The organism is Leisingera sp. M527, assembly GCF_025141525.1.
GTDB lineage: Bacteria > Pseudomonadota > Alphaproteobacteria > Rhodobacterales > Rhodobacteraceae > Leisingera.
This window is the reverse complement of sequence record NZ_CP081040.1, coordinates 99,051-125,768: the sequence shown is the minus strand read 5'-3', so window position 1 is coordinate 125,768 and position 26,718 is coordinate 99,051. Positions and strand designations below refer to the sequence as shown.

Annotated in this window: 22 protein-coding genes and 4 pseudogenes; 10 read left to right on the top strand and 16 right to left on the bottom strand. The window is 57.1% G+C overall.

From position 1 onward, the window contains the following. Positions 1-111: 111 nt before the first annotated feature. The 4 genes and pseudogenes from K3555_RS22980 to K3555_RS22965 all read left to right on the top strand — a co-directional run. Positions 112-323: pseudogene (locus tag K3555_RS22980) on the top strand (integrase core domain-containing protein); the annotation flags it as partial. A 398-nt stretch (positions 324-721) separates the two neighbouring features. Beyond that, positions 722-1,540, top strand: coding sequence for a hypothetical protein (locus tag K3555_RS22975; RefSeq protein ID WP_260008915.1), 819 nt, complete (start codon positions 722-724; stop codon positions 1,538-1,540). Further along, the gene (locus K3555_RS22970) at positions 1,527-2,963 is read left to right on the top strand and encodes a hypothetical protein (RefSeq protein ID WP_260008914.1); all 1,437 of its coding nucleotides are present in this window, start codon (positions 1,527-1,529) and stop codon (positions 2,961-2,963) included. Before K3555_RS22975 ends, K3555_RS22970 begins: the two co-directional genes overlap by 14 nt. Before the next feature lie 134 nt (positions 2,964-3,097). Further along, positions 3,098-4,251, top strand: a protein-coding gene (locus tag K3555_RS22965) for an IS3 family transposase (protein WP_409201705.1) whose coding sequence is annotated in 2 segments (ribosomal slippage) — positions 3,098-3,374 and positions 3,374-4,251 — 1,155 coding nt in all. Because the reading frame shifts where the segments join, the coding sequence is not laid out codon by codon here. Positions 4,252-4,319: 68 nt separating this feature from the next. Here the strand turns inward: K3555_RS22965 and K3555_RS22960 are convergent. From K3555_RS22960 to K3555_RS22950, 3 genes and pseudogenes are all read right to left on the bottom strand, one after another. After that, positions 4,320-5,251, bottom strand: a pseudogene (locus K3555_RS22960) (IS5 family transposase). A gap of 153 nt (positions 5,252-5,404) precedes the next feature. Next, positions 5,405-7,012 (bottom strand): DUF2272 domain-containing protein, encoded by a 1,608-nt coding sequence (locus K3555_RS22955; RefSeq protein WP_260008910.1) that lies wholly within the window; start codon positions 7,010-7,012, stop codon positions 5,405-5,407. A 20-nt stretch (positions 7,013-7,032) separates the two neighbouring features. Beyond that, the gene (locus K3555_RS22950; protein ID WP_260008909.1) at positions 7,033-7,842 is read right to left on the bottom strand and encodes a hypothetical protein; all 810 of its coding nucleotides are present in this window, start codon (positions 7,840-7,842) and stop codon (positions 7,033-7,035) included. Positions 7,843-8,154: 312 nt separating this feature from the next. Here K3555_RS22950 and K3555_RS22945 point away from each other — a divergent pair. Beyond that, a pseudogene (locus tag K3555_RS22945) lies at positions 8,155-8,670 on the top strand (type II toxin-antitoxin system HipA family toxin); the annotation flags it as partial. Between the two features lie 563 nt (positions 8,671-9,233). On the opposite strand, the gene K3555_RS22940 reads toward K3555_RS22945, so the two are convergent. Together K3555_RS22940 and K3555_RS22935 are read right to left on the bottom strand one after the other, a co-directional pair. Further along, a complete protein-coding gene (locus tag K3555_RS22940; protein WP_260008907.1) occupies positions 9,234-12,314 on the bottom strand; it encodes an SMC family ATPase in 3,081 nt (1,026 codons plus the stop codon). Beyond that, the gene (locus tag K3555_RS22935; RefSeq protein WP_260008905.1) at positions 12,311-13,447 is read right to left on the bottom strand and encodes an exonuclease SbcCD subunit D; all 1,137 of its coding nucleotides are present in this window, start codon (positions 13,445-13,447) and stop codon (positions 12,311-12,313) included. The genes K3555_RS22940 and K3555_RS22935 overlap by 4 nt, the downstream gene beginning before the upstream one ends. A gap of 71 nt (positions 13,448-13,518) precedes the next feature. On the opposite strand from K3555_RS22935, the gene K3555_RS22930 reads away from it, so the two are divergent. Genes K3555_RS22930 through K3555_RS22920 form a run of 3 tightly spaced genes read left to right on the top strand, consistent with a single transcriptional unit; the run spans position 13,519 to position 15,068 of the window. Continuing rightward, on the top strand, positions 13,519-14,337 hold the full coding sequence (locus K3555_RS22930) for a WYL domain-containing protein (RefSeq protein ID WP_260008904.1): 819 nt from the start codon (positions 13,519-13,521) through the stop codon (positions 14,335-14,337). After that, a complete protein-coding gene (locus tag K3555_RS22925) occupies positions 14,327-14,581 on the top strand; it encodes a WGR domain-containing protein (protein ID WP_260008902.1) in 255 nt (84 codons plus the stop codon). Before K3555_RS22930 ends, K3555_RS22925 begins: the two co-directional genes overlap by 11 nt. A gap of 1 nt (position 14,582) precedes the next feature. Beyond that, positions 14,583-15,068, top strand: a complete 486-nt coding sequence (locus K3555_RS22920; protein WP_260008901.1) for a hypothetical protein — start codon at positions 14,583-14,585, stop codon at positions 15,066-15,068. A 52-nt stretch (positions 15,069-15,120) separates the two neighbouring features. On the opposite strand, the gene K3555_RS22915 is transcribed toward K3555_RS22920, so the two are convergent. From K3555_RS22915 to K3555_RS22865, 11 genes are all read right to left on the bottom strand, one after another. Continuing rightward, on the bottom strand, positions 15,121-17,055 hold the full coding sequence (locus K3555_RS22915) for an ATP-dependent endonuclease (protein ID WP_260008900.1): 1,935 nt from the start codon (positions 17,053-17,055) through the stop codon (positions 15,121-15,123). Positions 17,056-17,406: 351 nt separating this feature from the next. Then, a complete protein-coding gene (locus tag K3555_RS22910) occupies positions 17,407-17,688 on the bottom strand; it encodes a tetratricopeptide repeat protein (protein WP_260009068.1) in 282 nt (93 codons plus the stop codon). Between the two features lie 111 nt (positions 17,689-17,799). Continuing rightward, complete coding sequence (locus K3555_RS22905; protein ID WP_260008899.1) at positions 17,800-19,350, bottom strand: DUF4365 domain-containing protein; 1,551 nt, start codon at positions 19,348-19,350, stop codon at positions 17,800-17,802. Between the two features lie 426 nt (positions 19,351-19,776). Further along, positions 19,777-20,196: a tyrosine-type recombinase/integrase gene (locus tag K3555_RS22900; RefSeq protein WP_260008897.1), complete on the bottom strand. Its 420-nt coding sequence runs from the start codon at positions 20,194-20,196 to the stop codon at positions 19,777-19,779. 52 nt (positions 20,197-20,248) lie between these two features. Then, positions 20,249-21,205, bottom strand: a complete 957-nt coding sequence (locus K3555_RS22895; protein WP_260008896.1) for an IS3 family transposase — start codon at positions 21,203-21,205, stop codon at positions 20,249-20,251. Next, entirely contained in the window at positions 21,202-21,498 is a 297-nt protein-coding gene (locus tag K3555_RS22890; protein ID WP_024096632.1) for a transposase, read from the bottom strand. The genes K3555_RS22895 and K3555_RS22890 overlap by 4 nt, the downstream gene beginning before the upstream one ends. 60 nt (positions 21,499-21,558) lie before the next feature. Then, a complete protein-coding gene (locus tag K3555_RS22885) occupies positions 21,559-22,278 on the bottom strand; it encodes an integrase family protein (protein WP_260008895.1) in 720 nt (239 codons plus the stop codon). Then, positions 22,275-23,066 carry a site-specific integrase gene (locus K3555_RS22880; protein WP_260008894.1) on the bottom strand — a complete coding sequence of 264 codons (792 nt, stop codon included), beginning with the start codon at positions 23,064-23,066 and terminating at the stop codon, positions 22,275-22,277. Before K3555_RS22880 ends, K3555_RS22885 begins: the two co-directional genes overlap by 4 nt. A gap of 60 nt (positions 23,067-23,126) precedes the next feature. Further along, positions 23,127-23,549: an integrase arm-type DNA-binding domain-containing protein gene (locus K3555_RS22875; RefSeq protein ID WP_260008893.1), complete on the bottom strand. Its 423-nt coding sequence runs from the start codon at positions 23,547-23,549 to the stop codon at positions 23,127-23,129. Positions 23,550-23,981: 432 nt separating this feature from the next. After that, entirely contained in the window at positions 23,982-24,428 is a 447-nt protein-coding gene (locus K3555_RS22870) for a universal stress protein (protein ID WP_260008891.1), read from the bottom strand. 99 nt (positions 24,429-24,527) lie between these two features. Further along, on the bottom strand, positions 24,528-24,944 hold the full coding sequence (locus tag K3555_RS22865) for a cytochrome c (RefSeq protein WP_260008889.1): 417 nt from the start codon (positions 24,942-24,944) through the stop codon (positions 24,528-24,530). A 174-nt stretch (positions 24,945-25,118) separates the two neighbouring features. Here K3555_RS22865 and K3555_RS22860 point away from each other — a divergent pair, with 174 nt between their 5' ends. Together K3555_RS22860 and K3555_RS24875 are read left to right on the top strand one after the other, a co-directional pair. Continuing rightward, positions 25,119-26,114 (top strand): HlyD family secretion protein, encoded by a 996-nt coding sequence (locus tag K3555_RS22860; RefSeq protein WP_260008887.1) that lies wholly within the window; start codon positions 25,119-25,121, stop codon positions 26,112-26,114. Further along, positions 26,111-26,569 (top strand): annotated as a pseudogene (locus tag K3555_RS24875) (ATP-binding cassette domain-containing protein); the annotation flags it as partial. The gene K3555_RS22860 and the pseudogene K3555_RS24875, both read left to right, overlap by 4 nt. Positions 26,570-26,718: the final 149 nt, after the last annotated feature.

Here is a 26,718-nt window from a genome sequence, read left to right as displayed (position 1 = left end):
AAAATTTCTAACGCAGACCGGAGCAACATGCCAGCCCCTGCATCGGCCCACACTTTCTCATGTTAGTACCCGTGCCCTTGGCCTTCCGGGTCGTTTCAGGCCGACTTCAGTGAACTCCTCAATGAAGAGCTGTTCGATACCCTGGACGTTACCCGCGGCAAGCTGGCGATGTGGCGCTACGACCTAAACAATGTCAGGCCGCACTCTTCGCTGTGGAACAAAACACCCAGGCAAGCGCGGCAGGCGCTTGAGTAATACGAGGGCTCCGCGCCCATCGCGCTTGCCAAGCCGAAGCCAGCGATTACCAAAATCAAACCCGCTAACTCTCGTCATAAGCGAAGGACCAGCCGGGGAAGGGGGGGCGTCACAAGGTGTCGGGTCGGAATGGGAGGCTGTCAACAGAGAAGCTTCACAGCTCGTGCGGGGGTAGTATCTTTCACCCTTTATTACCCTTCAACAGTTGCAACACCGCCTCAAAAGAAAACTATTCAAGCGTGTCTGTGTTCGGTACTATAGTTACAAAGAGCAACATCGCTAGGAGAGAAGCAATGATAAAATACTTATTGCTCATGCCATTATTACTCTTATCGCCGGAAAGACAAGCAAACTGCATCGCTGCGCATGAGCGTACATCGTTCTACGAAATCTCAAATGGTTGTGTGGTCGGGAACTGCTGTGGCCGTCAAGGTTGTTGGTCTCGCTGTAGTTGCTGGTGACTGACATGCTGAAAGTTGCAGGATTTTTCTTAGGATTCTTGTTGATGGTTGTGGGAATAGTGCTCGCAATGCAGCAATTTATCGACTTGCCAGTCTTCGAAGAGTTCGTACGGCCAAACCCCGGAGCCAGATCGCAATTAGGTCTTTTCGGGTTGTTGTTTTTTGGAACTGGCTTATCCCTTATTCTCACGCAAGTCTACGCTGAGCACTACGGAGCTAAGATAGCGGGAATTGCCTTTGTCGGTACCCTTGCCGCTCTATACATTTTTATGCTGATCGCGCGAGCTACCGTTTTCGATGTTGAAGTTGACTATGACTTATCTAAGTTTTACCCAAGAGACTTGCGACTTGAAATTGCTTGTGGCAAGGAACGTTTTGACAACGGGTTGCAGACTGCCAGGCGCCCTATAATGATCATTGGTGCTGATCCAGAGCCTCTTGATAGAATTAGACAAGCGGCTATGGAATACCAAGATCGACCATCCGGTAAACCTATTCTAATGCCTAGTGATGTAAGAGCTTCAAAATTTTCACATGTTGGAGATCCTGGGGAAGATATTGCCCTGATGCCGATTCGCAATCCCGCTTTGCGAACAGTATTCTTTGTTCCTCAGGTTGTCTTTTCCGAAAATGACGAAATTACACTTTTCTTAGCTGTTGATAGTAATTTTGTCCAATCCGGTGGAACTAGGGAAATAGATGCCGAAAGATCTATACGCGTTTTTACCCTTGAAGTGGACAAAAAGGAGCCTGAAGATAACTCGGACCATCCGACCATCCACGCGTCTATTAACCTTTCAGGCGTACAAGATGCATGCAGCTAAGTGTTTTGTTGCGGTGTCAGCGGTGGTCGCCATAGCTTTGAGTGTTAGCGCAGCACATGCTCAATCAATCCCTAATGTGCTGAAAAAACTCGAAGAAAGTCGCGATTCATCATGTCGAGCTAGCAAGAGTTCAATTGCAGATTTAGTTTATCGAATTGAGCAAACGGCTATATCAGGCGGAAATGTAGGAGAAATTGCCAACGCACTTTCTGTTCTTGCACGCGAGGATTTTTGGGAAAGTAGCGACCAATCGGAAAGCTTAAGGTCTCTTACAAATGCAGGCTCTAAATACCCAGCTTTGGGACCAAGATTTGCAGAAGTTCAGTCTGCGGCGCGAGGAGAGTTAAAATCGATCGTGTTTCGAAACTTGGACGATCCAGAGCGCATGATAGACGAACTTGATGCTTTGGCTTCAATTAACTTGAACATAGACAAAGGCAACCCCCACTACGTGGCGGAGATAAACCTTACCCTTGCAGAGTACCTAGCCGATCATGCCTTTCGATTAATATCTGAATGGGCCTGGTCAGTTCCACTCAACACCACTCTGGAGCTGGAAGGAAAAGAGCTAGAAGCGTATCAACTGACTCATAAGCTTCTTCGAGAAGCCGTAAATAGATACCAAAAACTAGCGGAGTTCTATTCGGTAGAGTTCTCTGAAGGAAGCATCTTCACTCGGGACTTAGGGCCTGATTTTCGATATCAGAAAATTCTGCTCCAATATTTGTTGAACGATAAAATCTGGGCAGCGGAACTAAACGATCTTGCGGCAACCGCGTCTTCTTCTAATTTGTATGCTAGTTTCGATTCCGTTCCGCATATCTTCGTGTATGGTTTTTTACTTCCACCGAGAGCTGTGCAAGTTGAATCAAGAACAAATGCGAACACCGACGGTAACAGTTCATGTCTCCCATCGCAAGGCGGCTCAATCGGAGTGAACAACGTAAATGTTGGTCCTGTGGTCAAACGATTTTACAATCCGGTTCAGCTTGCAGCATACACTTGCACAGTCTTAAACGAGCAGGCAAGCTATCCTTCCCTTCTAGCTCTTTCTTCAAAACTATCGCGTTTCTCGAACTACGATTACCGGATTGTCTTAGGGCACTTTGAAGGAGATCGGGTGCGTTTCTCCCGATTAACACGAGGAGAACTGATCGAAGGAGCTCGCGAGGTCCTGGGAGGTTTGTCGGACTTCGAGACATCTATAGGCGTTGTCAGCCCAATCCAAGAGTGCGTGCCCGAAGGAGCGGAAGAGCTTGTAGCCCCCGCTGCTCTAGTGCTTTCTGAGCAGGAAACTGGGCCGGATGAGGGTTACATATACCTTGGTAGCCAAATGACGTATACACAAGCCAAGAGGCTATTGGATCTACTGACAAACTCGAAGATATTCAGGGATGCCTATCTAATTCGCCCGAGAATATGATGCTTAGCGGATCACTCTAGATGAGGGGCCTTGTTGCACAAATCGGGAGCTGAATGAGCTACTCCCCGAAAATCGGACACTGACGTAAGCTACAATTTGCTGTCTGTTGATCTTCGACGCAGAGGAGATCAGAGATGTCGAAACGGAAGAACCATTCGCCTGAGTTCAAGGCCAAGGTCGCGCTTGAGGCTTTGAAGGGCGAGCGGACTGTCGCTGAGCTGGCAAGCCAATTTGGCGTTCATCCGACAATGATCCACAGCTGGAAGCGGGCGCTCCTGGAGGGCGCGTCCGGCGTATTCGAGCGTGGCGGCAAGAAAACCCCGGAGATTGATGAAGAGCAGGTCAAAGAATTGCACGCCAAGATCGGGGAGCTGGCCGTGGCCAATGATTTTTTGTCACGAAAGCTCAAGCCGTGGATCAGCAAGTGAGGCGGAAAATGATCGAACCTGCCAATGCCAATCTGCCCATTGGTAAGCAATGCAAGCTGCTGTCGATTCCGCGGTCTTCGTTTTATTATCAGCCCAAGGGCGAGACGGCGCTGAACCTGGCGCTAATGCGTCTGATTGACGAGCAGTTTCTGGAAACGCCGTTCTTCGGTGTTCGGCAGATGACCTGGCATCTTCGCAACGAAGGCCATCTGGTGAACGCGAAACGGATCAGACGGTTGATGCGGCTCATGGGCTTGATGCCGATCTACCAGAAGCCCAACACCAGCAAGGCGGCGAAGGGCCACAAGACGTATCCCTACTTGTTGCGAGGGTTGCGCGTCGACCGGCCCAACCAGGTCTGGGCCGCAGACATCACCTACCTGCCAATGCGACGGGGCTTCTTGTATCTGGTGGCGATCATGGACTGGCATACCCGCAAGGTTCTGGCCTGGCGCATCTCGAACACGCTGGAAGCCGACTTCTGTGTCGAGGCTCTGAATGAGGCGATCCACCGCTTCGGCCCGCCAGAGATCATGAACACCGACCAGGGGAGCCAATTCACGTCCTTTGCCTGGACAGATCGTCTGCGCCGCTCCGGCGTGCGCATCTCGATGGATGGCAAGGGTCGGTTCCTCGACAATATCTTTGTCGAACGGCTCTGGCGCAGCCTGAAATACGAGTGCGTCTACTTGCACGCATGGGAAACAGGATCAGAAGCAAAGGTGGGCGTCGGCAAGTGGGTCGAATTCTACAACCGCAAACGCCCCCATTCCGCCCTTGGTGGCAAACCTCCGGCCGTGGTTTATTGGCTGAGAAAAGACGAAACCCAAACAGGTCAGCAGGAGCAGAGAGTAGCTTAAGTTACGCCGAAAGCTGTCCAACGATTGGGGAGTAGCTCAGAACGCAGCTCCCCTTTCCCCGGATAGACTTATTCCACGGGCCGCGTAATAGGCATGCCAAGCGCCGTGTAGCCGTTCAGCACGGCGATACGAACCTGCAGCTCGGTACCTGGCGCTCGAAGTCTCGGGCCATCAGGGATTGGCCGAGCAGCTTGATGCAGTTCATCTTGCTTTCGACACGGCTCCGACGGTGGTAGCCGCTCCACCGTCGCCAGATGGCGCGGCCCAAATACTTCGAGGCTCGCAGCGCTTCGTTGCGGGCGACGGCGCCAGGACTCGTTGGTTTCCAAGGCTTTGCGTTCTTGCGTGGCGGTATGACAGCGGCGGCATTTCGGGCAGCAATTGCCTCGTGGCACTTTCGGGTATCGTAAGCTCCGTCAGCGGTGACCGATGCGATGCCCTGATCCGCTTCGATCTGGTCCAGCAGTTCCGGGAGTATGGGCGCGTCTCCGATATTGCTGCCGGTGATCTCCACGGCTCTGACCTCCAGCGTTTCCTCGTCAATTCCGATGTGTATCTTGCGCCAGATGCGCCGCTTGGTGCCACCATGCTTTCGGGCACTCCACTCACCTTCGCCCTCGGCCTTGATACCGGTGCTGTCGATCAAAAGGTTCAGCGGGCCTTTCCCTCCACGGTAGGGGATGGCCACGTTCAGCTTTCGTTGGCGACGGCACAAGGTGCTGAAGTCCGGGACCGGCCAGTCCAACCCGACCAACCGAAGCAGGCTTTCGACGAAACCAGTCGTCTGTCGCAGCGGCATACCGAACAGCACCTTCATCGTCAGGCACGTCTGGATCGCCGCATCGCTGAAGCTCAGCTGCCGACCACGTTTTCCGGTCGGAGGTGGTTTCCACACCATATCGGGATCAAACCACACCGTCAGCGAACCGTGCCGCCTCAGCGCTTCATTGTAAGCCGACCAATTCGTGGTCTTGTACTTCGTAGGGGCCCAACTGCTCATGCCTCCCTGCTATCATGCTGGATTCATGCAGTGAATCCCTCGAAAGATTTGTGCAACAAGGCCTAGATGAGGTACTACTTAATCGACTCCTAGACTGCCAATTTCTATTAGCATTGCGGGCTAAATGTGGGCGTTACCAGCTTCTCTTAATCGCTAAACCACTTTCAGCCTCAAAATAGCGATCCATGGAAAGGTCTTGCCATTAGATAGACGGGGTTTCAGCAGACCGTCACTTCCGATCTTTGGGCGTTTAGCCTTGACCGAATTGTCTACATTGCCACCGATGGTCTTGATCGTTCCACCAGCTAGATCGACTTCGACCACAAAATCGGAATGGGATGGGTAGAAACTATCAGCTTCCAGAAATGTCTTAGCCGCCGCTAGGTCAAATTTGGCCGCTGTTCCACGCCCATAATGCACCAAGTCGCCCGGTTGCGGTGCGTAAGCGGCTGGGTTCATCACCTCAAATAGCGGGTCTGCCAAGTTTTCGTCGAGGAGATCGTTGAAATAGACCCAGTGCGCCTGTGCGCCCTTGAACCGGGCGCTGCTAACCCCTTGCTGCATAATTGCCCAACTGACGAACGCCGCGGACCAAGCAGGCCGGATTTTCGATCCGTCTGACATCGTGACCAATGTCCGCCCATCCAGTGACTTGCCAATCGATTGCCAATAGCCCCCTACACGCAGAAAATGCGGATCTTCGGTTTCTGTGTGCTTACCATTCCCGAAAAAGGCAAGCTCGGCTTCCAGTGTCGCCAGTAGAGTCGAACGAAGCCCTGTCGAAATCATACCTGCCAGCGGTTTACCCCGCCCGTCAAAGACTGGCGAGGTTTTGCCAAAAATCAATACATGCGGCTCAGGCAATCCAGTTCCCGGAGCGGTGCCGTGGAAATGCACGTCTTTCTTAGCATTGTTGCCGAATTCTGCGACAGCGTTTTGTACGACGAAATTTCCCCATTCTGCGAGTGCTGTCGCTGAGGATAGATGCGGATTCAGAAAGTGCGTCGCACCACGCAGGAACCCGGCCGCACCGCCGACGCGTCGTTCCAGATAGTCCTGAACAATCGCTGTGACGTTGGCCGAGGCCGTAGGCAGCTTGGACCAGGTTCCCAAGGGGTTAATGGCGGAAAACTGAAACGGTTGGTCTATGACACCTTGTACAGTGTTACGGAAGAGCTTTTTGTGGGCGGTTCTGTTTATTACTGTTTCGACAACTGCCTCAACTCCTCCTTTCAGCTGTCCAGTTCCGTGTTTGGCGAAATGTCCGACCTCGCTTTGCGACACACGGCAAAGCGCGTCGAAATCCTGTGGCGTAATCTCTATGCGGACGTGCAACCCGACAAATTCAGCGTTCGTCGAGCTTGTGGTCGTACTGGTGGCCTTCGTAGTTGTCGTTGTCGTAACCGGAGGAGGTGGCGAAGGAGGCTCTAAGGCCACCGTCGGAGCGCCACCTACGCGCACAAGGAGTGCGCGAAGTCTGGCGCTCAAACGAGCCTGCTTGGCTAGCTCGGTTTCGGCAAGCGCTCGCAAATCGTTTACGACCACGTCTAACCGCTGAAGCCGCCAGTCTTCCGACTGAGATTGAAGGGCGTTGATTACCTGTGTCTTGGCAGCAACCTCGGCTGCGATCGCTGCCGCCTGACCTGAATCTGCACTGGCCTGCTCCATTTTGAGTTCGATGATCGCTGTCACGACTCTGTCGATCTCGTCCAGAAATGGATTCTGAGTGGGCATTTCGTACAATCCCTCATTTAGCTTCAACTAGATCTATCTTCAGCGAGTTAGAATACACCCAGAAGCTTTCGTCGTACGGCCGAGATTTCGGCCGCGTAGCGATCAATGCGCTGGGTTGATTCTGCCAACAGCCCCAGAATTGGCGCGCCACTGTCGCCGCGCTCGACCGCCCGTTCTAACGCAGCTAGATCTGACCTTGTCTGGTCAATTAGAAGCACCCAACTTGCTAGCATCTGCCGAAATTCTTCCAGCTTGTTGAAGCTCCCATTGCCCAACGCTGTTGCTGTTCGCGCGTCGCTGAACATTGCTTTCGTGTCGTCTCGCACTACTGCCAAGAAAGTATCGACCGTATTGGCATGCGCTTGAACCAAACGAATGAACTCTTCGCGATCGGATTGAGCTAGTGACAGGTTCCCCAGTGCCAGCGAAGCCTCCACCACAGCGTTAATTTGATTGGCAATTTGAGGTTCTCCAACCAGCCCCGCGATCGACCCCACCGACGCGTTCAACGTTTCGACATTTTCTGTTTGCAGGCTAAGAGAATTGTTGGTCGCATAGCGGCCGAGAACCTCATTGAACACCGTTGCCGAAGCAAAACCGGCTTCAATTTTGATGCTAAGAGGCGATAGTGCCTCCGGAACATAGACATCTGCAAAGTTCGGGTCGAATGTATTGTTATCAGTCCGTCGTGCTCGGTTGACCTTGTCATATTGATTGTAGACTTCTACCACCTGCTTCCCTGCATCGCGCGCCCGAGCATAGGACGCCTCGTACGCCTCGAAATCTTGCGAAGCGGGAATAGTGCAAGCCACCAAGCCCAGGACCGCCCATAGATTGAAAAAACGAAGTGATATCATTCAGCTTTCCCATGGCAGGAAACATCAATAAATTGTAAATTGGAGATCCTGCTCTTGCAAGACTTTTAAGTCGAAGTACCCCCAAGAGTGGTCAAATTTGTCAAATGTTTTGGGTGTCTGGGCGAAATACCCACGTCCACTTAGGGATATTTCCGAACAATTATTATCCTCGTTGAGGGAAGCGCGTATTTGATTTAATGTATTCGACTGGTTGCAATGTTATGCGTCGGTGTAAGTTCATGAGGGCACATTTTGTGGCGAGATGAGCCGCACCGGGTTTGCCAGAAGCCTAATGCTAGTCGCATTAAGAGGTTCGCCGGCTATCCCAAGGACAAGTACGAGAAGGCAAGCCAGCGCAACATCGCGCAGGTTCTGGCCGCAGAGTGCGGCGAGGACGACATCGCCGAGTTTATCCGGCGACTGGTTTTCAATGTGCTGATCGGCAATGCCGACATGCACCTCAAGAACTGGTCGCTGATCTATCCGGATCGTAGGCAGGCGGCGCTTGCGCCGTGCTACGATTTTGTCTCGACCATTACCTACATAGAGGACGACAAGGCGGCGCTCACCTTTAGCCACACCAAGAAGTTCTCCGGGTTCTCGAAGGACGAGCTATCGCACCTAGCTGCGAACGCCGGACTATCCGAGAAGCTGGTTCTGGGAACCGCGCGCGAAACTGTCGCGCGCTTCCATGAGCACTGGCAGGCCGAGAAGGGGAACAGGAGCGATCCAGCATGCTTGCGCAGCGATGGAAGCGACCGCGCGCGACTTAAACGGCGATCCCAAAGCAACACTCGGCCAGCTTGTGAAGCGATTGGATCTTCCTAAACCTCTCGATGCGGCCGCCGAGAAGCTGTGGGGCTATGCGTCTAACAATGCCCGTCATGGTCTGGAAGGGCAGCAGGTTGATACGTCCGAGGCCGAGTTGATTGTCAGTGTGGCCTGCGCGATCTGCACTTACTTGGCTAAGCGAGGGGCGAAAACTGATCTTCCTCGCTAAAATTTACGCCGCCTTGCGGTGTCGTGGCGACCAACTTACAAACGCGGGCTCCTAGGGGAGTAGGTCAAAATTCCAGAAGCCTCACGGCCTTTTCAGTGCGCAGAGAAAAGATCTGGCGTATTCTCATCGCGTCGGCCGCTCAAACCGTCGCCAAGATGCAAACATGGGTGTTTGATCCGTGTCAGGCCTTTACGTCCCTCGAAGTGGACCCACCCACCTCTGGGCATGCCAACACTTAGTATCGGGGCCCCGCATATTGGACAAATCCGTTTGAATGACGCGCCCTTCCTGCTTCCTTGACTACTCTGCAGCACCCAACCGCCACGGACAGAGATTGTTCGCCCCGTCACCAGTCGGCGGTTGTGGGCCTTTCGGTAATACCACCGTTCCGTCATCCTAGCCCCCTTCTTTCCTCAACTCTACTGCCGCTCGGTGTCGAACGTACGTAGAAGCCTAGTGGTATGGCCTCCTGGACCAGCCCGACATGCGAGATCAGACCCACAGCCCGACTGCCCTCTGTCAACGCAGCAAGAACCTGGATCACTTGGTCCAGCGTGCCCGCCCCATTCTCGGTGTCGAGGCTACCGAAGCCTTCGTCGATGAAGATCGTATCCATCCGGATTTTGCCAGACAGGCTCTCGACCACATCGGCGAGCCCAAGCGCCAAGGCTAGTGCCGCGATGAATGTCTCGCCGCCGGACAGGGTAGCCGTTGGACGCGCTTTGCCAGTGTTAATGTCGAAGACCTCGATCTCGAGTCCGCGTTTGCCGCGCCCACCCGATGCCTCGAGCCCGCGTGCAAGCCTGTAGCGCCCGCGCGTCATAGGGTCGAGCCTCATGTTCGCCGCCTCGAGCACCTGGTCGAACATAGCCCCAATCGCGAAGGTCTCGAGCGTCATCTTGAAATCGTTCTTGCCATTGGCCAGATCGGCCAGCCCCCGAAGCGGACCGGTTTCGGATTCAAGCCGCTCGGTTTCGGCCAAGGCTTTGGCCAGCGATTTCTTGAAGTTGGTCAGGGACGATACATCTGTTCTGGACGAGGAGAGCCCATCGTTGGCGGTGTTCAATTCCTGGGTAGCGTTGTCGAGTGCCAGCTGAAGCGGGGCGAGGTCCGGGCGCTCGCGATCCACACAAGCGGCCGTAGCGTTCTGCCATGTCGTGCGCGCCGCGATCAGGCCCTCACGATGATCGGAAACCGTCTTACGGTCGGCGTCGAGGGTCGGGAAATGCGCTTTGCAAGCCTCATATCCTGCTTTGTCCAGCCCGACATCGGCCAGCCGAGCGCCAAAATCACCATGCGCCTTTTCCACGCGCTGCGCCTGCGCGTCGCGCACCCGCTTCGCTGCTTCGAGCTGCTCTTGCGCACGGGTATGCGCTTCGCTGGCCGCTCGGTCTTTCTGCGTCGCCAGTTCCAGCGCTTCGGAGAGTTGCCTTTGCTCGCGTTGCAAAGCCTCCCGTCGTGCGACAACCGCCTCAGGCATGCGCAGACTTTCTGGCAGGGACTCAACCACTGTATCGCGCTTGGCACGCGCCCCAACAAGAGTGGCCTCAGCCTGTCCTGAAGCAGTGCGCGCCGTAGCCTCGGCAGCTTCGGCCTCGGTCACTTTCCGCTTGAGATCGGCCAAATGCTCCGACATCGCGTCAAGGTCAACGGCTTCTCCAAGCGTGGCGATGGCGCCATCCAGCCGAGTGATTTCAGCTTCGATTTCCGCCATCGTACGCTCGGGCCGTTCCTGTTCGTCCAGCGCCCGCTTCTTTTCATCCAGCCACGTTCGGCAATTGCCGAGTTCGGTTTCCGTCCGAACCCGAGCCTCGGCTGCAGTTCTCGCCTCAGCCTGCGCGTTGCGAAACGCTTCGGTCAAACCAGATTGCTCGGGCGCGCCATGGGCCGGCGCAGGATGATCGTGAGAACCACAGACAGGGCAGGGCGCTCCTTCGGTCAACTTTTCGGCCAGAATGATCGCCTGCGTGCGGGAAAGCCGTGCCTCGGCATCAATCAGGGTCGCCTCGGCTGCCTGTGCCGCATCGGTCTTAGTCGCCAACTCGCTCGATGCCGCTTCGACCTTTCGTTCGGCATCCACGACAGCGCCCTGCGCCTTTGCATGCGCTGCTGCCTTGACCCTTTCGCGGTTGACCTCGGCCAGCTCACCGGTCAGCGTGCCTCGCACCGCTTCGGTCTTTCGGGCTTGTTCAAGCGTCAGATCGGTCGCATCACGTTGAGACCGGAGCCTTTCGCGGGCCTCTACGGCCTCGGTCAGCGCCTTCTTCGCCGAGACTTCCTCCTGCGCAGCCTTATCAAGCGCTTTCTGTAGCTCCGCTGCTTGCCTGACCTGGCTCTCGATCGCCTCCAACTTTGTCAGGTCGGCCTGAACCTGCTTTCGTCGCTCCTCGTCAGACTGCACCTCGACCAGTTTTTGCGCTGCTTCTTCCTTCGCCCCATTGGCGCTATTGTGCTCCGCTTCCGCGTTGGAAACGGCATCCACCGCGAGTCGCCCGTCGTGCTCCGCATTGTGCCAAGCCGTCTCAAGATCACGGGCTTGCAAGGCATTGCTGACAGCCTCAACCCGCCTGGCCAGAGCATCGACCTCATCCATTTTCGCTTCGAGGCCGTCAAGCGCCTGCCGCGCCGTGTCGACGGCAGCAAAAGCCCTTTCGATCTGTTCGCCTTCGGTCAGAGCCTTGCGCGCGGCTTCGTTCGCCGCCTCTGCGATCTGCTGAATTCCCTGCTTCTCTGCTACCTTGGCTTCCGCCGCAGAAATTCCTAGTTCCAGTGCCTCGGCGCTCTCGAAGCCGCGTTCCTCAAGCCGGGCTACATAGAGTGCACGCTGGTCGCACAACGCTCGTTCTGCCTCTGAGGCTTCTTCCTTCAGCCGGGCGGCGAGATCGCGATAGATCTTCACGTCGAAGAGATCGCGCAATATCTCGACCCGCGCATCAGTTTTTGCGGCAAGGAACGTTTCGAACTTGCCTTGCGGCAAGAGCACGATCTGTCGAAACTGATCTGCCCCGTAGCCCAGCAGCGCCTCGACCTGTTGACCCACGACCGAGACCTTCTTTTCAGCAATGACGCGGCCAGACTGACTCGGGCCAAGTGTGTCCACCGGGATTCCGGTGACGTCGAATAGCGACGCTTCCGCCCCGTCTTCTGTCATCCCTTCGCCGCGCGCCTTCGGACGCTCTTGCGCCGGACGACGACGGATCAGGTAGGTCTTGGCACCCAATTCAAAGACAAATTCGACTTCAGTGGGTAGATCCGGCGCAGAGTAATCTGAACGCAGCGAGCGTGGTTCCTGATCGGTCTTGGTTGGTGCCCCGAAAAGCGCGAAAGACATCGCCGAAAACAACGTCGACTTCCCAGCCCCTGTCTGGCCGTAGATTCCGAACAGCCCTGTCTCCAGCGCGGAGCGGAAATCCACCACCTCGGTTGTCGCGAACGGCCCGAAGGCCTGAAGCGATAGGCGAATGGGTCTCATACCTGCTCCTCCCCGGAGGCTGCTGCGTGCAGTTTGTCCGCGACGATCGCTACTTCGGCGGTATTTGGCTCCCGGCCGCGCACAACCTTCATGAAGTCGCCGACCATATCTATCGGCGTGACCGCTGCTCGCCCACCGCTAAGCATTTTGGTCTCTGGGGCGCGACCCTGTCGTTCGTAGGCCAGATGGCAGGCATTGGGGTAGGTCGCGCGCAACCGCTTCATCGGATCTATCAGAGGGTTTTCATCCGTCAGATTGGCCTGGATGAAGTCTTCAGACGGTGTTCCTGCCAGAAGATCCGAGAATGCCCCGGTCAGCGAGCGCACTTGCCGGATCGGACGGAAAGCTACGGTACGGATCTCGACTCCTTCAGCTTTGAGATCGACGACAGTCATGGATTTTTCGCTTCCCGCCTCGTCGAAACCGAACGCAAGCGGTGCGCCGGAATACCGAATATGGCTCACGCCTACTTCCTGCGGCTTGTGCAAATGCCCCAGTGCCACATAATCCGCCCCGTCGAAGACATCAGAGGGCACAGTTTCGATGCCGCCGACCCGTGTCAGAGCGCGCTCGGTCTCACCGACCGCGCCGCCCGCAACGAAGGCATGTGCCACTACGACCCAACGCGCTCCTTCGGGCACCTGACCCCTCGCTGCGGAGATCTGGGCCGCGATAACATCTGCTGGCGTGCTGATACCCTCATCCTCGAACACTTCCCGCGCGGCATATTCATAAGAAAAGGGCAGCGCGGAAAAGGCGATCTCGCCATGCTCGTCACTCAGCACAAGCGGAGTTTCGACCGCGTCGGCGATTCCGCGCACCAGCACCCTCGACGCTGTGGAGAAGACAGACATTGCCTCGATCCGGTCACCGGAATCGTGGTTTCCCGAGATCATCACGACCTCGGCTTCGGTCTCTTCTGTCACACGCTTAAGGAAGCGATTGAACTGCCGGATAGATGAGTTGGGCGGTGAGGCACGGTCAAAAACGTCCCCAGCGATCACAAGAACATCGACCCGTTCGACCAAGAGCGTCTCGAGAATCTGGCCTAGGACGACTTCATGATCCTCCTCGAGGCTCAACCCCATGAACTGACGCCCCAGGTGCAGATCTGCAGTATGAAGTATTCTCATGTCACACCGTCAATTATTGCACATGTAAAAACTATATGGACAATGACGGGGAGTCAAGATATCCTTCCCCCATGCCCTTCGAAGACCTCAAACATGCCCAGCGGGCGCGCTTGGAATACCTTGACAGACTGTTTTTCTGGGACGGTGCAGCGACTCGTGCCTCCTTGATCAAGCGTTTTGGTATTTCGAATGCGCAGGCCGCTCTCGATTTTCGGACTTACCTCGCCGAAGCGCCAAAAGACGCACTGCACTATGATGCGTCGTCGCGCCAATACCTTGCCCATGACAGCTTTGAACGGCTCAGTGGCAAGGCGTCCTCGATAGAGCTGGAGCAACTCTTGGCCGACGCACCATCTCCCGCATTCGATAGATTGCCAGATTTGCAACGCACTCAGGACCTGCGTGTCTTACGGCCGCTCTACCGTTCCTTCAGGGCCAAAGAGGCGACGAGGATCGTTTATCAATCGATGCGAGATCCAGAACCGATGACTCGCTGGATTGCACCTGTTCGGTTCGCTTCCGATGGCGTTAGGCTTCACGTACGAGCCTGGTGTTTTGAACGTGAGGGTTTCCGTGACTTCCATCCTGCTCGCATAGACCCTGATCAGTCTTTCGCAAAAACCAAGCCAGCCGAGACGGTGCCCCGAGATGACGATTGGTTCACCTGGGCCATCCTGAAACTCAAACCGCATTCAAGATTGACTGAGGCGCAGCAACGCGTGGTCCGCATTGAGTTTGGGTTCACCTCAGATGTGCTTGAGGCCAGAACCCGGAAAGCACTTGAGTTCTACACGGAACGCCGATGGGGTCTTGAGCAAAAGGAACCTCGTCTTGAACGGGTCTCTATCGACTATGTTCCGATGAGCGAGGAGGAGATCGATGCAAATTGATATGCGCCGTATTGATCCCTCCCTCAATATGAACCGGTTCTATTCCTTGGAGCTGACCAAAGACCTCTTCGGCCAACACGGCGTCCATCGGCAGTGGGGTCGCTTTGGGACTTGGGGGCGGCATCGCCATGATTGGTACGCGACAGAATCCGAGGCTGAATCTGCCCTTTCCGATCTGATCAAACAGAAATTGGCGCGCGGTTATCTGATTAAACGGCCTGTGTCTAATGGCCAAGGGGTTTGAAATGTCATCGTTTGGAAAGTGGTCGCTACAAGGTGTTCCCCAAAAAGGCTGGACCTGCATCGGATTTGAGGATCTCGGTGAACCCGCCACCCAATGTGAAATGTGCGAAAGCCAGGACATCCGGTATGTTCACCAGATGCAGCACCCTGACTATCCCCACATTCTCGAGTGCGGTTGTGTTTGTGCCGGCAAGATGGAGGAAGACTACGCGGCCGCGTCAAAACGGGAAACTGACAGCAAGAACCTGGCGCAACGGCGAGGGCGCTGGTTGACCCGAAAGTGGAAGGTCTCGCAAAGTGGGAATCACTATCTCAAAACGGATGGGTTCCACATTGTGGTCTTCCTGAAATCTGGTGGGTGGAGCGGAACGATCACCCACCTTGACAGTGGGGCAGCAACACAGGCCCGCCGCCTCTACAGCACTCAAGAAAAGGCGAAGCTCGGAGCCTTTGATGGCATGATCTGGCTAAAAAACCACTCAGGTTGAGGCTGATCAGTAAGGTACCCAACGAATATGCTGCACTCTTCGAAGCCTTGGTTCAATCTCCGAGACGGAAGGCGTCCTCCCAATTTTGCGCGGCAGACCTTTCGCGGAGCTGCTCTAAGAGGCTAGTGACAAAAGCGTCGGCGTCGCATTTCTGAACTTGTCCTGTCTCATAACACGCGGGTTCCCTAAGACACTGCAATAGTGCCTGCACCTCCTTTTTGAGTCCTTCGTTCTGCTTGATTGCAAGATAGGCCTCGAATGGCTTGCCGCTGGTTCCGAGCGGCAAGCCAATGCGCCGTTCAAAATCTGGTATACTCACCTCGTGCGCTACACGGATTTCGAGCGATCTTGCCTCGTGAACAAGCTTGCGGATTTCCGTGTTGTGCGCCCAAGAGGGAGATTTCTTGAGCTTCCCTTGCTCGTTTACGGTCGTGCCGTGTGGCCAGTCGCAGTCATGCAGCACCCCGAAATCTTTGCGGAAGTGGATGAGCATCTTCATGACGGCGCGTATTTGCGGCTTTCCGCGCGCTTTAATGATTGTGACCTGATCGATAAGCTCGTGCCCCGCTTCGACCACAGCTGCGATGAAGGCAGCATGTTCGGTGTCGCCCTCGACTACGATCGGATACGTGCCGAAGAAAACCTCGCAGAACGTCGGATCCATCTCCTGGATTGCTTTCAAGGTTTCCTTTTCACCGCCAGTGAACCCAGCCTCGTCGGTGCGAAAGGTTTTGGGCCCAACAATGTCACCTGTACCTTCGCGTTCGAGCCGCAAAATCGTGGTATGGTCCATAGCCGGATTGACGAAGAGCGGAGAATGTGTGGTCATCATAACTTGCCACTCTGACTGACCGGCAAGTTCATATAGCTGCCGCTGTGCCGCGCGAGCCGCGAGCGGATGAAGGGCGTTTTCCGGCTCATCGATCAGCAAGATATATCCGGGCAAGGCTGGATCCTCGGTGTCGTTGGGCAAAGCGCCACCAGCCGTGATTGATTCGATCTGAGCTTGGATCTCCTGCGTTTTCTGTGGGTCTTTCTTTGCTTTCGTCAGATCTTTCTTCAGCGACTTGATCGTATCTTCGCGGAGTTTTTTGTCGCTGACGAGGCGATTGCGAACCTGCAGCATGGTCCAGAATAGCGCTCTCTGCGCGCCTGCACCTTGTTGAGACAATTGAACTTCTGCCCCATTGTCAGTGACGCGTAGGCCCGAGCCGTCAGCGATAAGTTTGGCCGCGTCAAATTTCGGTGGCGCAGCCTTAACGTCCAGCGTAACCGATAAATCAGGAAACACACCTGTAAAGCCTTGTTCGATTTGCGAAACCGCTTCGCAAAATTGAGACTCCTGTTCTTGCACGATCCCTGTGACGCCTTCGGCGAGCTGTGTCATTGCATGAGAAAGAGCGGAGTCGGCATCTGCAGCGGCATTCGATAGGGCAGTGCCAACTGGTTCGAGAACCAGCTTCATAAGTGCCTTCTCGGCCTCAGCAGGGTCTCCGCGCGAACCAATTCGAACCGGCTGCGGCAGGCGAGACCTGAAGACGTTGTCGGCGCCGCCAGCTTTGCCGTCTTCGGCGTAGCCCCCATTTTCCTCTTCGGCTTGACTGGGTTTGCGAGTCTGCCGAAGCGGGGAGACCTTGCCGTCCTCGACTTGTTCCGGCCGCCATTGCCAGCGGCTGGTTAGGATGCGCAGGTCTCCTCGTTCTTCCTTCCATTCTTCGCCAATATTGCCGATGCCTTCGGGAATATGGATTTCGAGGATCACCTCGGAAGGTTGATCTTCCGGAGCTTGCGCGCAACGGTCGCGGACCCAATCGAACTTCTCGCTACCCTGAGCAAGCTCGTATGCCCGGAGGAGGGTTGATTTCCCGGAATTGTTGCGCCCAACAACGCAAACAACATCGTCGAGCGCGACACTAACGCCATCGGGCCCAATGCAGCCAATGTTTCGAACGAACATGCGAACTAACTTTGATCTTTTTTCGACCATTTTGATCATCCTGCACCAATTTGAGGATTTTCACTCTTTGACCAGATGCTCAGACCATATTCAATCCTAGATGGTAGGTTAATGTATGGTAAGTTGAATTTCTCCTTTGCCGACGTCAATCAAAAGTGTCGCACTCTTGCAAAATGTTTTACCGCATACGGCCCATAGCCCAGGCTGCATTGTGGCAAAGGCAGTTTCGTCCTGCTTCTGCTTCTGAAATGCTGCAATGTACACCAACGACCGGTTTGGGGAAGCCGCACTGCCGTAGGTGACAGTTTGATGGATGACCGCTAGGGCCGTCCTGGTCGAGGCCGCGGCCAAGACTACTGTCCGGAAAGAGGCTGCTAGCTGTCATGGCATGAGCAGGGGTAATATTTTTCGGACTTCCTCAGCGAGGGTATGATCAGGAAATTTTTCGATAGCCTGCCGCCAAACCCGCGCAGCTTCAATGAGATCGCCGTTGTTCCAATGAACGCCGCCAAGGTTGAACATGGCGAGGTCGTAATGAGGATCGAGCGCGATCGCCTTCTCGTAGGCCGCAATCGCGTCGGCCGATCGGTCGCTATTACTGTTCGCTTCGCCCAGTTGGAACCAGCTCATGGCATCTGGTTGGAGGCGCTCCGCCTGCTCGATGAGGATCGGACGACTTTCTTCGTAGCGACCGAGGAAATTGAGTGCCGTGCCAAGGCAATAGCCATAGTGGCCGCCCTGCAGTTCATAGGCTTTGCGGTAGCAGCGCTCAGCCTATTCCCAGTTTTCTTCGTCCTGGGCCCAATGACCGAGACGGTCCCAGGACAAAGCGGCATCCTCGGCATCCACCTGCGCAATATGCTGTTCGAACACCGATCGAAACTCGGCATAAGACCCGATATCATCGCCTTGCTGGCGCAGGTAGAAACTTGTCAGAAGCCGTTCTGCTCGCGCGCGACCAAATTCTGGGTGCTCCGCTATACATCGATCCCAGAAGGACTGCGCCAGGCGTGCATTCTGAATAGACACGCGTCCGAAAGCGGCAATCTGACGCGCGCACCAAGGCCATATCCAAGGCGCGGTATCTGCCTCGCTCAGCAATCTGTTGATCTCTCGAAAGGCCGCCCGGCCATCGCCGAGACTGAACAAGACGTTCGCGCGCCAGCCAGAAACGGCCGAGGCTCGGCCGATTTGCCGTTCCGTGAAGACGACTCGGTCGAAACATTCGAGCGCCTCTTCGTATCGACCATTGCGATGATGATAGTGCGCGAGGGCGTTGTGAGCTTCAGGCAGGTTTGGGCTCAATCGCAGAGCTTCGCGATAGTGCTCCGCCGCAATGTCTTCCTTCCCAAGCCGCTCGAAGCTTGTGCCGAGATTCTTAAAGCACTGGGCGGCCATTTCAGGCATCTCGAAGAAATCGCGATCATTGAGCGCAGCCATATAAAGGGTCTTGGCCTCATCGTCGCGGCCTAGCGCCGAGAATCCGTTGCCGATGGTATAGTATAGGCTGCCAACCTGATAGCAGCCCGTCTCGAGCATCGACCTGAAGTGCACAACGGCGGCCTCGATCCGCTCCTTTTCGGGGGCCTGAAATCCCATTCCGAGATTGATCTCTGCCATGTAGCAGAAGCCCATGGCGTCATGATCCGCGCCAAGCACGGCACGGAACTGATCAAACGAAGCGCTCAGGACTGAGTCCGCACCGCGGTCATAGAGTTGTTCTGCCAACTGCCGTGCAAGAACTGGGTCTTCTGGTACATGGAGCTCGGGCTTGGCGGCACGAAGCAGGTTAGGTATTGCCTCGAAGGGTGCAGTCGTTTGCGCGATCCTACGGTCTCGCGAGATTCGCGAGCCTGAGCGTGCAAGCTTCGCCAGCCGTGCGAGCCCTTCCACAGTAAGCTCATCAGTGAATGTGATCGTCAGGGTATGCTGTTCGGCCCAGTTCTTGCCGCTATGCTCATAGTGGCGCAGTACCGTTTCGACGAAGCTGACGCGAAGCGACTTCGTCGGCGCATGATACGCTACATAGAAGCTGTACGGCTGCGCAATCAGATAATTGAGATTAGTGCGGTCAACACAGATGCTGAGCGAACTATCGGCATTGAAGGCACGCTCAGTACCCTTCAGCTGGACATGCACGCGGACATTTGTGGTATGACCATCGATGACAACCTCGATTTGGCAATCGGTTCCGTAGTCCTTGCGGTCTCCCCCTTGGTAGACAAAGTCGCTGCACCGCGCGATCAGCGCCTGAAAAGCCGCTTCCGCTTCATCTTCCAAGGCGTGGTTGCGATCGCGTTTGGGTAGATCATCAAACGAACTCACACCATTTCCTCTGTGCGTGCCTTCGGAAGTACGACTTGGGACGCAGCCTTGTGGTTGCCTGCCTCGAGATCACTACAGTAGACAATTGGTTACGGCCACCATTTGTTGCGCCGCACAAGGATGTAGCTCGGTCCGCACCGCAGTCTTTGGCCTATCGGATGATGTTGCACGATGCCACGAAAGGCCTATTCGGTGAAGCTGCGCCGCAGCGATGACCAGTCGGACGATCGACAGCAATGGGCCGACTTTACCAATTGGCTTGGAGCAACCAACATGGCTTCGTAAAGCACACTTCTTGCAGCTTTACGGGCCTTGGTGTCCGGCGCGGCACGAGTCCGTTTGGCGGAGGGCCTATCTGTTGCACGTCCGAAGCATGTAGCCTTGGCGCTCGTTTACCAACGCGCCTGAGCTACATGTTTCGCACTTCTAACCGCCTAATAGCCCGTCGACTTTCCTGGCCAATTTGTCTGCAGCCTTGGCCAGGTAACTTGCATCGAGATGGGCGTATCGTTCGGTGCTATCCGGCGACCTGTGGCCGAGCAGCTTGCCAGTCATGTGCAAGGTTTCCCCTGACATGATCGCATGGGAGGCGTAGGTGTGGCGGAGATCGTGCAGCCGGATTCCGTCGGGCAAACCGGCCAGATGTTTGAAGGTTTGCCAGGCGTGATCGATGGATGTGCGATGCGGCTTCTTGGTCCGCTGAGCCGGGAACACGTAACTGGACCGGCGCTGTTTACGCAACCGGTCGAGGTACTGGATAGCAGCATCGCTCAGATTGACCTCGCGCGGTCCCGTCTTGGTGCGCCGGAGGGCAAGCTTGTCTTTCCGGACCTCATCCCACCTCAACCGCAGGATCTCTGGAGTTCGTCCCGATTTCCGGACAGTTTGATTATTGACCCTACGCTGCGCTTTTCCAAGTCATGGTTTCGTATGCTTGCGCGGGGGTTTGGTAGCCGATGGCGGAATGACGTCGCTGGCGATTGTAGAAGACCTCAATGTATTCGAAGATCGCCGCCTTTGCCTGGACGCGCGTTTTGAAGCGCTCCCGATGAACCAGTTCCTTTTTCAGTGATGCGAAGAAACTTTCCATTGGAGCGTTCTGCGCCTTCAAATGGTCCCCCAGACCATTTGATCCGCTGGCGCGGACCAGCTTGAACTCCAGGCATTCGCCGGTTCGGCTCATGGATTGCGTGATGTGTGCCGCCCCGAGCAGTTTGCGGTATTCTCCGCCTGCGTATTGCACGCCGCGATCTGAATGATGAATGAGCCCTGGAACCGGTCCACGGCGCCCCAGAGCCATGTTCAGGGCATCACAGCACAGTTCGGATCGCAGATGATCGTCCATTGCCCAACCGACAATCTCGCGCGTGGCCATGTCTTTGAGGGCGGCGACATAGAGCCATCCTTCATCCGTATCGACGTAAGTAATGTCAGCGAGCCAAACCCGGTTCGGGGTTGTACAATCGAACCGTTGTTCCAGCAGATTTGGCGACGGTTTGAGGCTGTGATTGCTGTCTGTGGTGCGCGGCTTTCGGTGCTTGCACAGGTGCGGCGTGACATTGTTTTCCCGCATTATTCTGGCCACGCGCCGCTCCGAAACGTCCTCGCCATCGGCTTTCAGATCCTGGTGGACCCGCTTTGAACCATACCGTTTTTTGCTTTGAGAAAACGCCTCTTTAATCTTTGGAAGCAACTCGGCGTCCCGGTCGGTACGCAGCTTTTGCCGCTGATCTCGGGCAGGTTGTGACTGGACAAAGCCATAAAACCAGCTGCGCGCAACACCAACAAGGCGACAGAGCTGAGTGATCGGGTAAACAGTCTTGTGGGCAGCGACGAAAGCACGTTTCGCGTTCATGTCTTCGCTGCCCTTGAGGCAAAAAAAGCGGAAGCTTTCTCGAGGATCTCATTTTCCAGCTTCAAGCGTTTGTTTTCCTTCCGCAGACGATCCAGTTCCGCCGCATCCGCCTGTTGCCTGCGCAGTGCCGCCATCGATCCTGCCGCTTCGATCTCCAAGCGCCAGGTCTTCAGCTGGGAACTCGTCACACCCAGTTCCCTGGCCACGCCGGTTTGTGTGGCACCAGGCTTATAAAGCCGACCAACAGCTGCGGCTTTGAATTCATCTGTGAACGTTCGTCTCGATTGTCCCATTCCATGCTCCTTTCCTGGACAGGGGTAATTTACCCCGGTGTCCGGGAACAGGAACGAAGTTCACTCGCCGGAGCGGCAGCCTGTCAGCAGCATCAGCCAGATTGCGTCCGCAGCGTCCCGCTGTCTGGCCGTTGCGGAGTCCAGCACGGCCGCCAGCCGCCGGAGCTGGTCACTGCTCAGCATGCGCCCGCGCGCCATGCGCCGGTTGCAACGCAGAGGCGCAGCCGGATTGGGCAAGCCTGCCGGAAGATGGCCTGCTTCCAGACCCCAATTCAGAATTGTCGTAAAGTGACCAAGCGCCTGGTTGGCCCCGCCCGGCCGGGAGCGGGAATAGGCATAGAACCAGTCCGCTATCTCCGGTGTTGTAATCCGTGCAATCTTCCGTGGGCCAAAGGCGGGCAGAAGCTGTGTGTCCAGATAGTACCCCAAAGAGGAAAGCGTGGAGACGGCATAGACCCCGCGTTTGGCGTTCAGGAAGGCGGTGCAGAGCGCCGCAAACTTGAGTGTGTTGCGCTGGAGCGGGGCAGTGGTGCGCTGGCTGTTGCCCATGTGCCCGTGGAAGGCTTCACGTGCCGCATTGGGATCCATGTCCTCAAAGCGGCCCAGGGTGACGCGCCGGGTTTTGCCGGCGTCCCGTTTCCAGCAGACCCAGGACTTGGCGCCGCCCGGCTGGACACGCAGGGCCAGGCCTTCGCATTGCGCGTCGTGCAGCACGTATTCCTTCTTGCGCGGCTTAAGGGACGACAGGATCAGCGGGGTGAGAAGGGTGACGGTCTTCATGCGCCTGCCCTCCGGCTCCGGTTCGCCGACCGCCAGGTGACCAGCCCTTTCCGGAAGGTGGCAGGATCGATCCCGTTTTTAGAGCAGAAGGCGTCGATGGAGAGGGACGATCTGCAGAAGCGCTGGTAAAGCGAACGGCCCGCCCCGCGCCCCGAGGCCGGAGCCATGACGATCTTTTCCAGATGGGTGCCAACGCGCTGGCTTGCAGCCTTGATGGTACGGTCCTCCAAATGTGCATAGCCTTCGGTGGTTGCGAGATCGGAATGGCCCAGCAATCCGCCGATCACGCGCAGATCCAGCCCGGCATTGATCCCCACCGACGCAAAGCTGTGGCGCAGATCGTGCAAGCGGACTTGCCCTAGCTTCGCGCTTTCCCGCACCTTGCGCCAGGCCCTGTCGATCCGGTGATCCGGCATTGGGTCTTGACCCTCACCGAACACGTATAGGTTGCTACTCGGAAAGGAGGCCAGAACCCGTTTTGCGGCACGCCCGAGCCAGATCGCGCGCGGTCCGGACTTGGAATCCGGCAGGGCACAGCGCGGCCCGTCGATCATGTCCCACCGCAGGGCAAGCGCTTCCCCCTTGCGGCAGCCGGTGAGGGCGAGAAAGCGGAAGCAGCCCGCCTCAAGCGGGTGGGTTTCCTCCAGCCGCCGCAAGGCAGTTCCCAGCCGCGCCCACTGTGCCTCGGAGAGGTAAGTGGCCGTGAAGCTTGTCTTCCGGCGCCTCAGCCCCTTGCAAGGGTTGCTGCCGGGCGGCTGCAAGCCAAGCAGTTCCGCGTGGCGCATCATGCCGGATAGTACGGCGAGTGCGCGGTTGCCGCTGGCGGCACTGCCGGGCAGTCTGTCTTTTCAGGAAATCAAATCTGGCCTTGTAACCTGATTAAGCCGCTTGCTGCCCAGATAGGGGAGGATGAGGTGCTCGACGTCGTGCGCGTGGGCGCGATGCGTGGCCGGTTTCCAGCGCGGGGCGAGATCCTTGAGATAGCGGCGGCTGAAGGCGGCCACCGTCGGGGCGGCGTCCGGAGCGCTACCTGTTTCCGTGCCATCGAGCAGAGCGCGGGCCAGCTCCCGGGCCTGGGGCAGGGGGATCGCATCGGCCCGCCCGAGTGTCTGCTTCCGGGTCCTGCCATCGGCACGCCACTGCACGATCCAGGAGCTTGTAGCGCCGCGCTGCCGGAGGCCAAGTCTGGGAACCTCAGTGTCCCAATGAACGGTCTCTGACCGTTGGGAAGCGGGACGGGCATTGGCGGTGTTCAGAGCGGATTTACGCATGGCTGTCTTCCTTCTCTGCTTCAGGAAAAATTCCGCGCAGTTTCCCGGGAAGCGGCCAGGAAAAGCGGGGAAGCAGCATAACTCAGGAAGGAAAACCGCCGCCGCGGTGCGTTCCGCAGGCGGGAAAGCCAGTCAGTTTAATGGCTTACCGGGTGCCTTGGAACGCCGGTTTCGGCCCGGAGGCCTCAGATTTGTTCCACACATGACGCAGCAAGCTGAAAATCACCTCAAGGCACGGATTTAATTAGCAAAATTGGATTTTTGATAAGTTGGATTTACTAGGCCCGTTTTTGCCCACATTTTAAAGGGGCCATAGGCGCACTGAAAAACGCGTAAGCGAAATTATGTAATTTAGCCGGAGCGAAGGGGCCATTGCAGGGCAAGCCGGGCTGCCGCTGCTGCAGACTGAACCGATGGGGCTTTCCTTTAACCCTAGACTGCCGACAAACAGGCGCATTCCGCCTTGTGATTGACGCGCTGGGTTGTGCTTCCTTGGACAAAAGCGCCAAGTGACCCCAATCCGCGGCGGCCTGTAACAATCAGATCAGCACCGCAAGCATTTGCACAGTTGATAATATTGTCGGCCGGTTCACCGGCTTCCAGATGCGTTTCAGCAATGACTTGATTGCAGGATTCCGCAACAGCGCGTCCCGCGCTGAGGATCTTCTCTCCGGAGGTCTGCACTTCCTCTGCCGATGGCATTGTCGTGGCCGCGTGATAACCCGCGACAGCCCCCAGTGCGAAAGCAACCGTCTGAGGTTGCGGCGTATGCACAAGGTGAACGTCTGAACCGTATTTTTGAGCCAAATCACACGCCATTCGCAGTGCGTTTTCCGCGGCTTCGGAACCATCCAGCCCAACGACTATCTTTTGAAACATTTTCACCTCCTATGAACGGGTAACTGTTGATCTGCCGATGAGGCCTCCTGGTGCCGCAGATTGAGAATTCGGCATTAACAAAGGGCAGCAGCGGGGCTGTCAATCGGTATCTGTCGGATGGTTTTGCACCGACTGCAGGTAATTGATCAAATTGCTCAGCGGCCGGGGCACCATCATCGGCTGGCCGCTGGGCAGCGCCAAGGCAACATACTGGTCCTCGTCCAGCGAGGGGCCGAACACCGGCATATCACCATGGGCGGCAACTGGCTGGCGGCCGTCAATCTGCTTGGCTACGGCCTCAATGGGGAATGCGCCGCCGTTGCGTGCGGCCAACTGTCTGAGGTCTGGCGGCTGCAAGGCCATCATTTCCGCCATCGGCCCCTGGCTCGCCGCGCCCTTGCCATGGCATTCGGCACAGAAAAACAGGAACAGGTCCCGCCCCTCCTCCACGCCATGGCTCTGCGCCCAGGCCGGGCCTGCCGCAAGTGCAAGTGTTGCTGCCAGCCGCATCAGCATTGCTTTTCTCCTTTGCTCCGGACCCTCTGCGCCGCGCTGCCCGAACCCGGTGCCCGCCGCAGATGATGTTATGATAGCGGCAATCGCGTGGCGCAGGATTGACACAGAGCAAGGCAGCCTTACTGGAACCCGTCTAGGCTCCGCAGGTGCTGCAACGGGACGGAGGGTGCTGCCATGACCAAAACTGCCGGTGCGCTGCTGGCCGCTGCGGCCGTTCTGCTGGCGGCCGCCGCTGCCTATCTGTTTGTCGCGGACAACGGCGCGGGCCTGCCCGATGGCTTTGTCCAGGGCAACGGCCGGATCGAGGCTGAACAGGTTGAGATCGCCCCCGCACGGGCGGGCCGTGTGGCCAAGGTGCTGGCCGCCGAGGGCAGCCTGGTGGCATCCGGCGGCATCCTGGTGAAAATGGACACCGATGAGCTGTCGGCGGCGCATGACCGGGCCAGGGCCGAAGCTGCGCTGGCGCGCCAAACCAAGACCGAGGCGGAAGCGCTGGTTGTCCAGCGCCAGAGCGAGCACCGCCGCGCGGAGCATGAGCTGGACCGCGCCACCGCCCTCCTGGCCGGGCACAACATTTCCGAAACCCTGTTTGAAGAACGCGACACCGCCCATCAGGTCGCCGAGGCGGTGCTGGGCGCGGCCAAGGCGCGGGTGGCCACAGCGGACGCCGGGATTGCGGCGGCTGAGGCAGAGGTCCGGCGGATCGCCGCGCAGATCGAGGACAGCACCCTCACCGCGCCGGTGCCGGGCCGCGTCTTGTACCGGCTCGCGGAACCGGGTGAGGTGGTCGGCGCCGGCGGCCCGATCATGACGCTCCTGAGCCTGGAAAACATCTATATGGAGGTGTTCCTGCCCGCCCGCGAGGCCGGGCTTCTGCCGATCGGGGCCGAGGCCCGCATCGTGCTGGACGCCCTGCCCGATTACGCCATTCCCGCCACCGTCACTTTTGTCTCGCCAGAGGCCCAGTTCACGCCCAAGCAGGTGGAAACGCTCAGCGAGCGCGAACAGCTGGTGTTCCGCGTCCGCGTCCGCATCCCGCAGGATCTGGTGGCCGCGCGGATCGAACATGTGAAAACCGGCCTGCGCGGCATCGCCGTGATCCGGCTCGACCCGGCCCGTGAGTGGCCCGAACCGCTGGAGCGGCGCATCCCGCCTGAGCTGTTCGAATGAGTGCCGCCGCAGGCAAGGCCGGCATACGCGTCGCGGGCGTCACTCACCGCTACCTCAAGCACATTGCGCTGGACGCGCTGTCGCTGGACCTGCCGCCGGGCCGGCTGGTGGGCTTCATCGGCCCGGACGGGGTCGGCAAGTCGACTCTTCTGGGCCTGATCACCGGTGTAAAGAAGCTGCAGGCAGGCACCATAGATGTCCTCGGCAGCCCCATCGGCAATGCCGCGCACCGCCACCGCATCTGCCCCGCCATTGCCTTCATGCCGCAGGGGCTGGGCCGCAACCTTTATCCCGAACTGTCCGTGCGTGAAAACCTCGAATTCTTCTCGCGTCTGTTCGGCCAGGGCGCGGCAGAGCGCGAGGCGCGGATTGCATCGCTCCTCGCAGCCACGGGGCTGTCGCCTTTTGCGGACCGGCTGATGGGCAAGCTGTCGGGCGGCATGAAGCAGAAGCTGGGCCTCTGCTGTGCCCTGATCCACGACCCCAAACTGCTGGTGCTGGACGAGCCGACCACCGGCGTTGACCCGCTATCGCGCCGCCAGTTCTGGGCGCTGATCGGCGCCATCCGGGAGCAAAGCCCCGGCCTTACCGTGCTGGTTTCCAC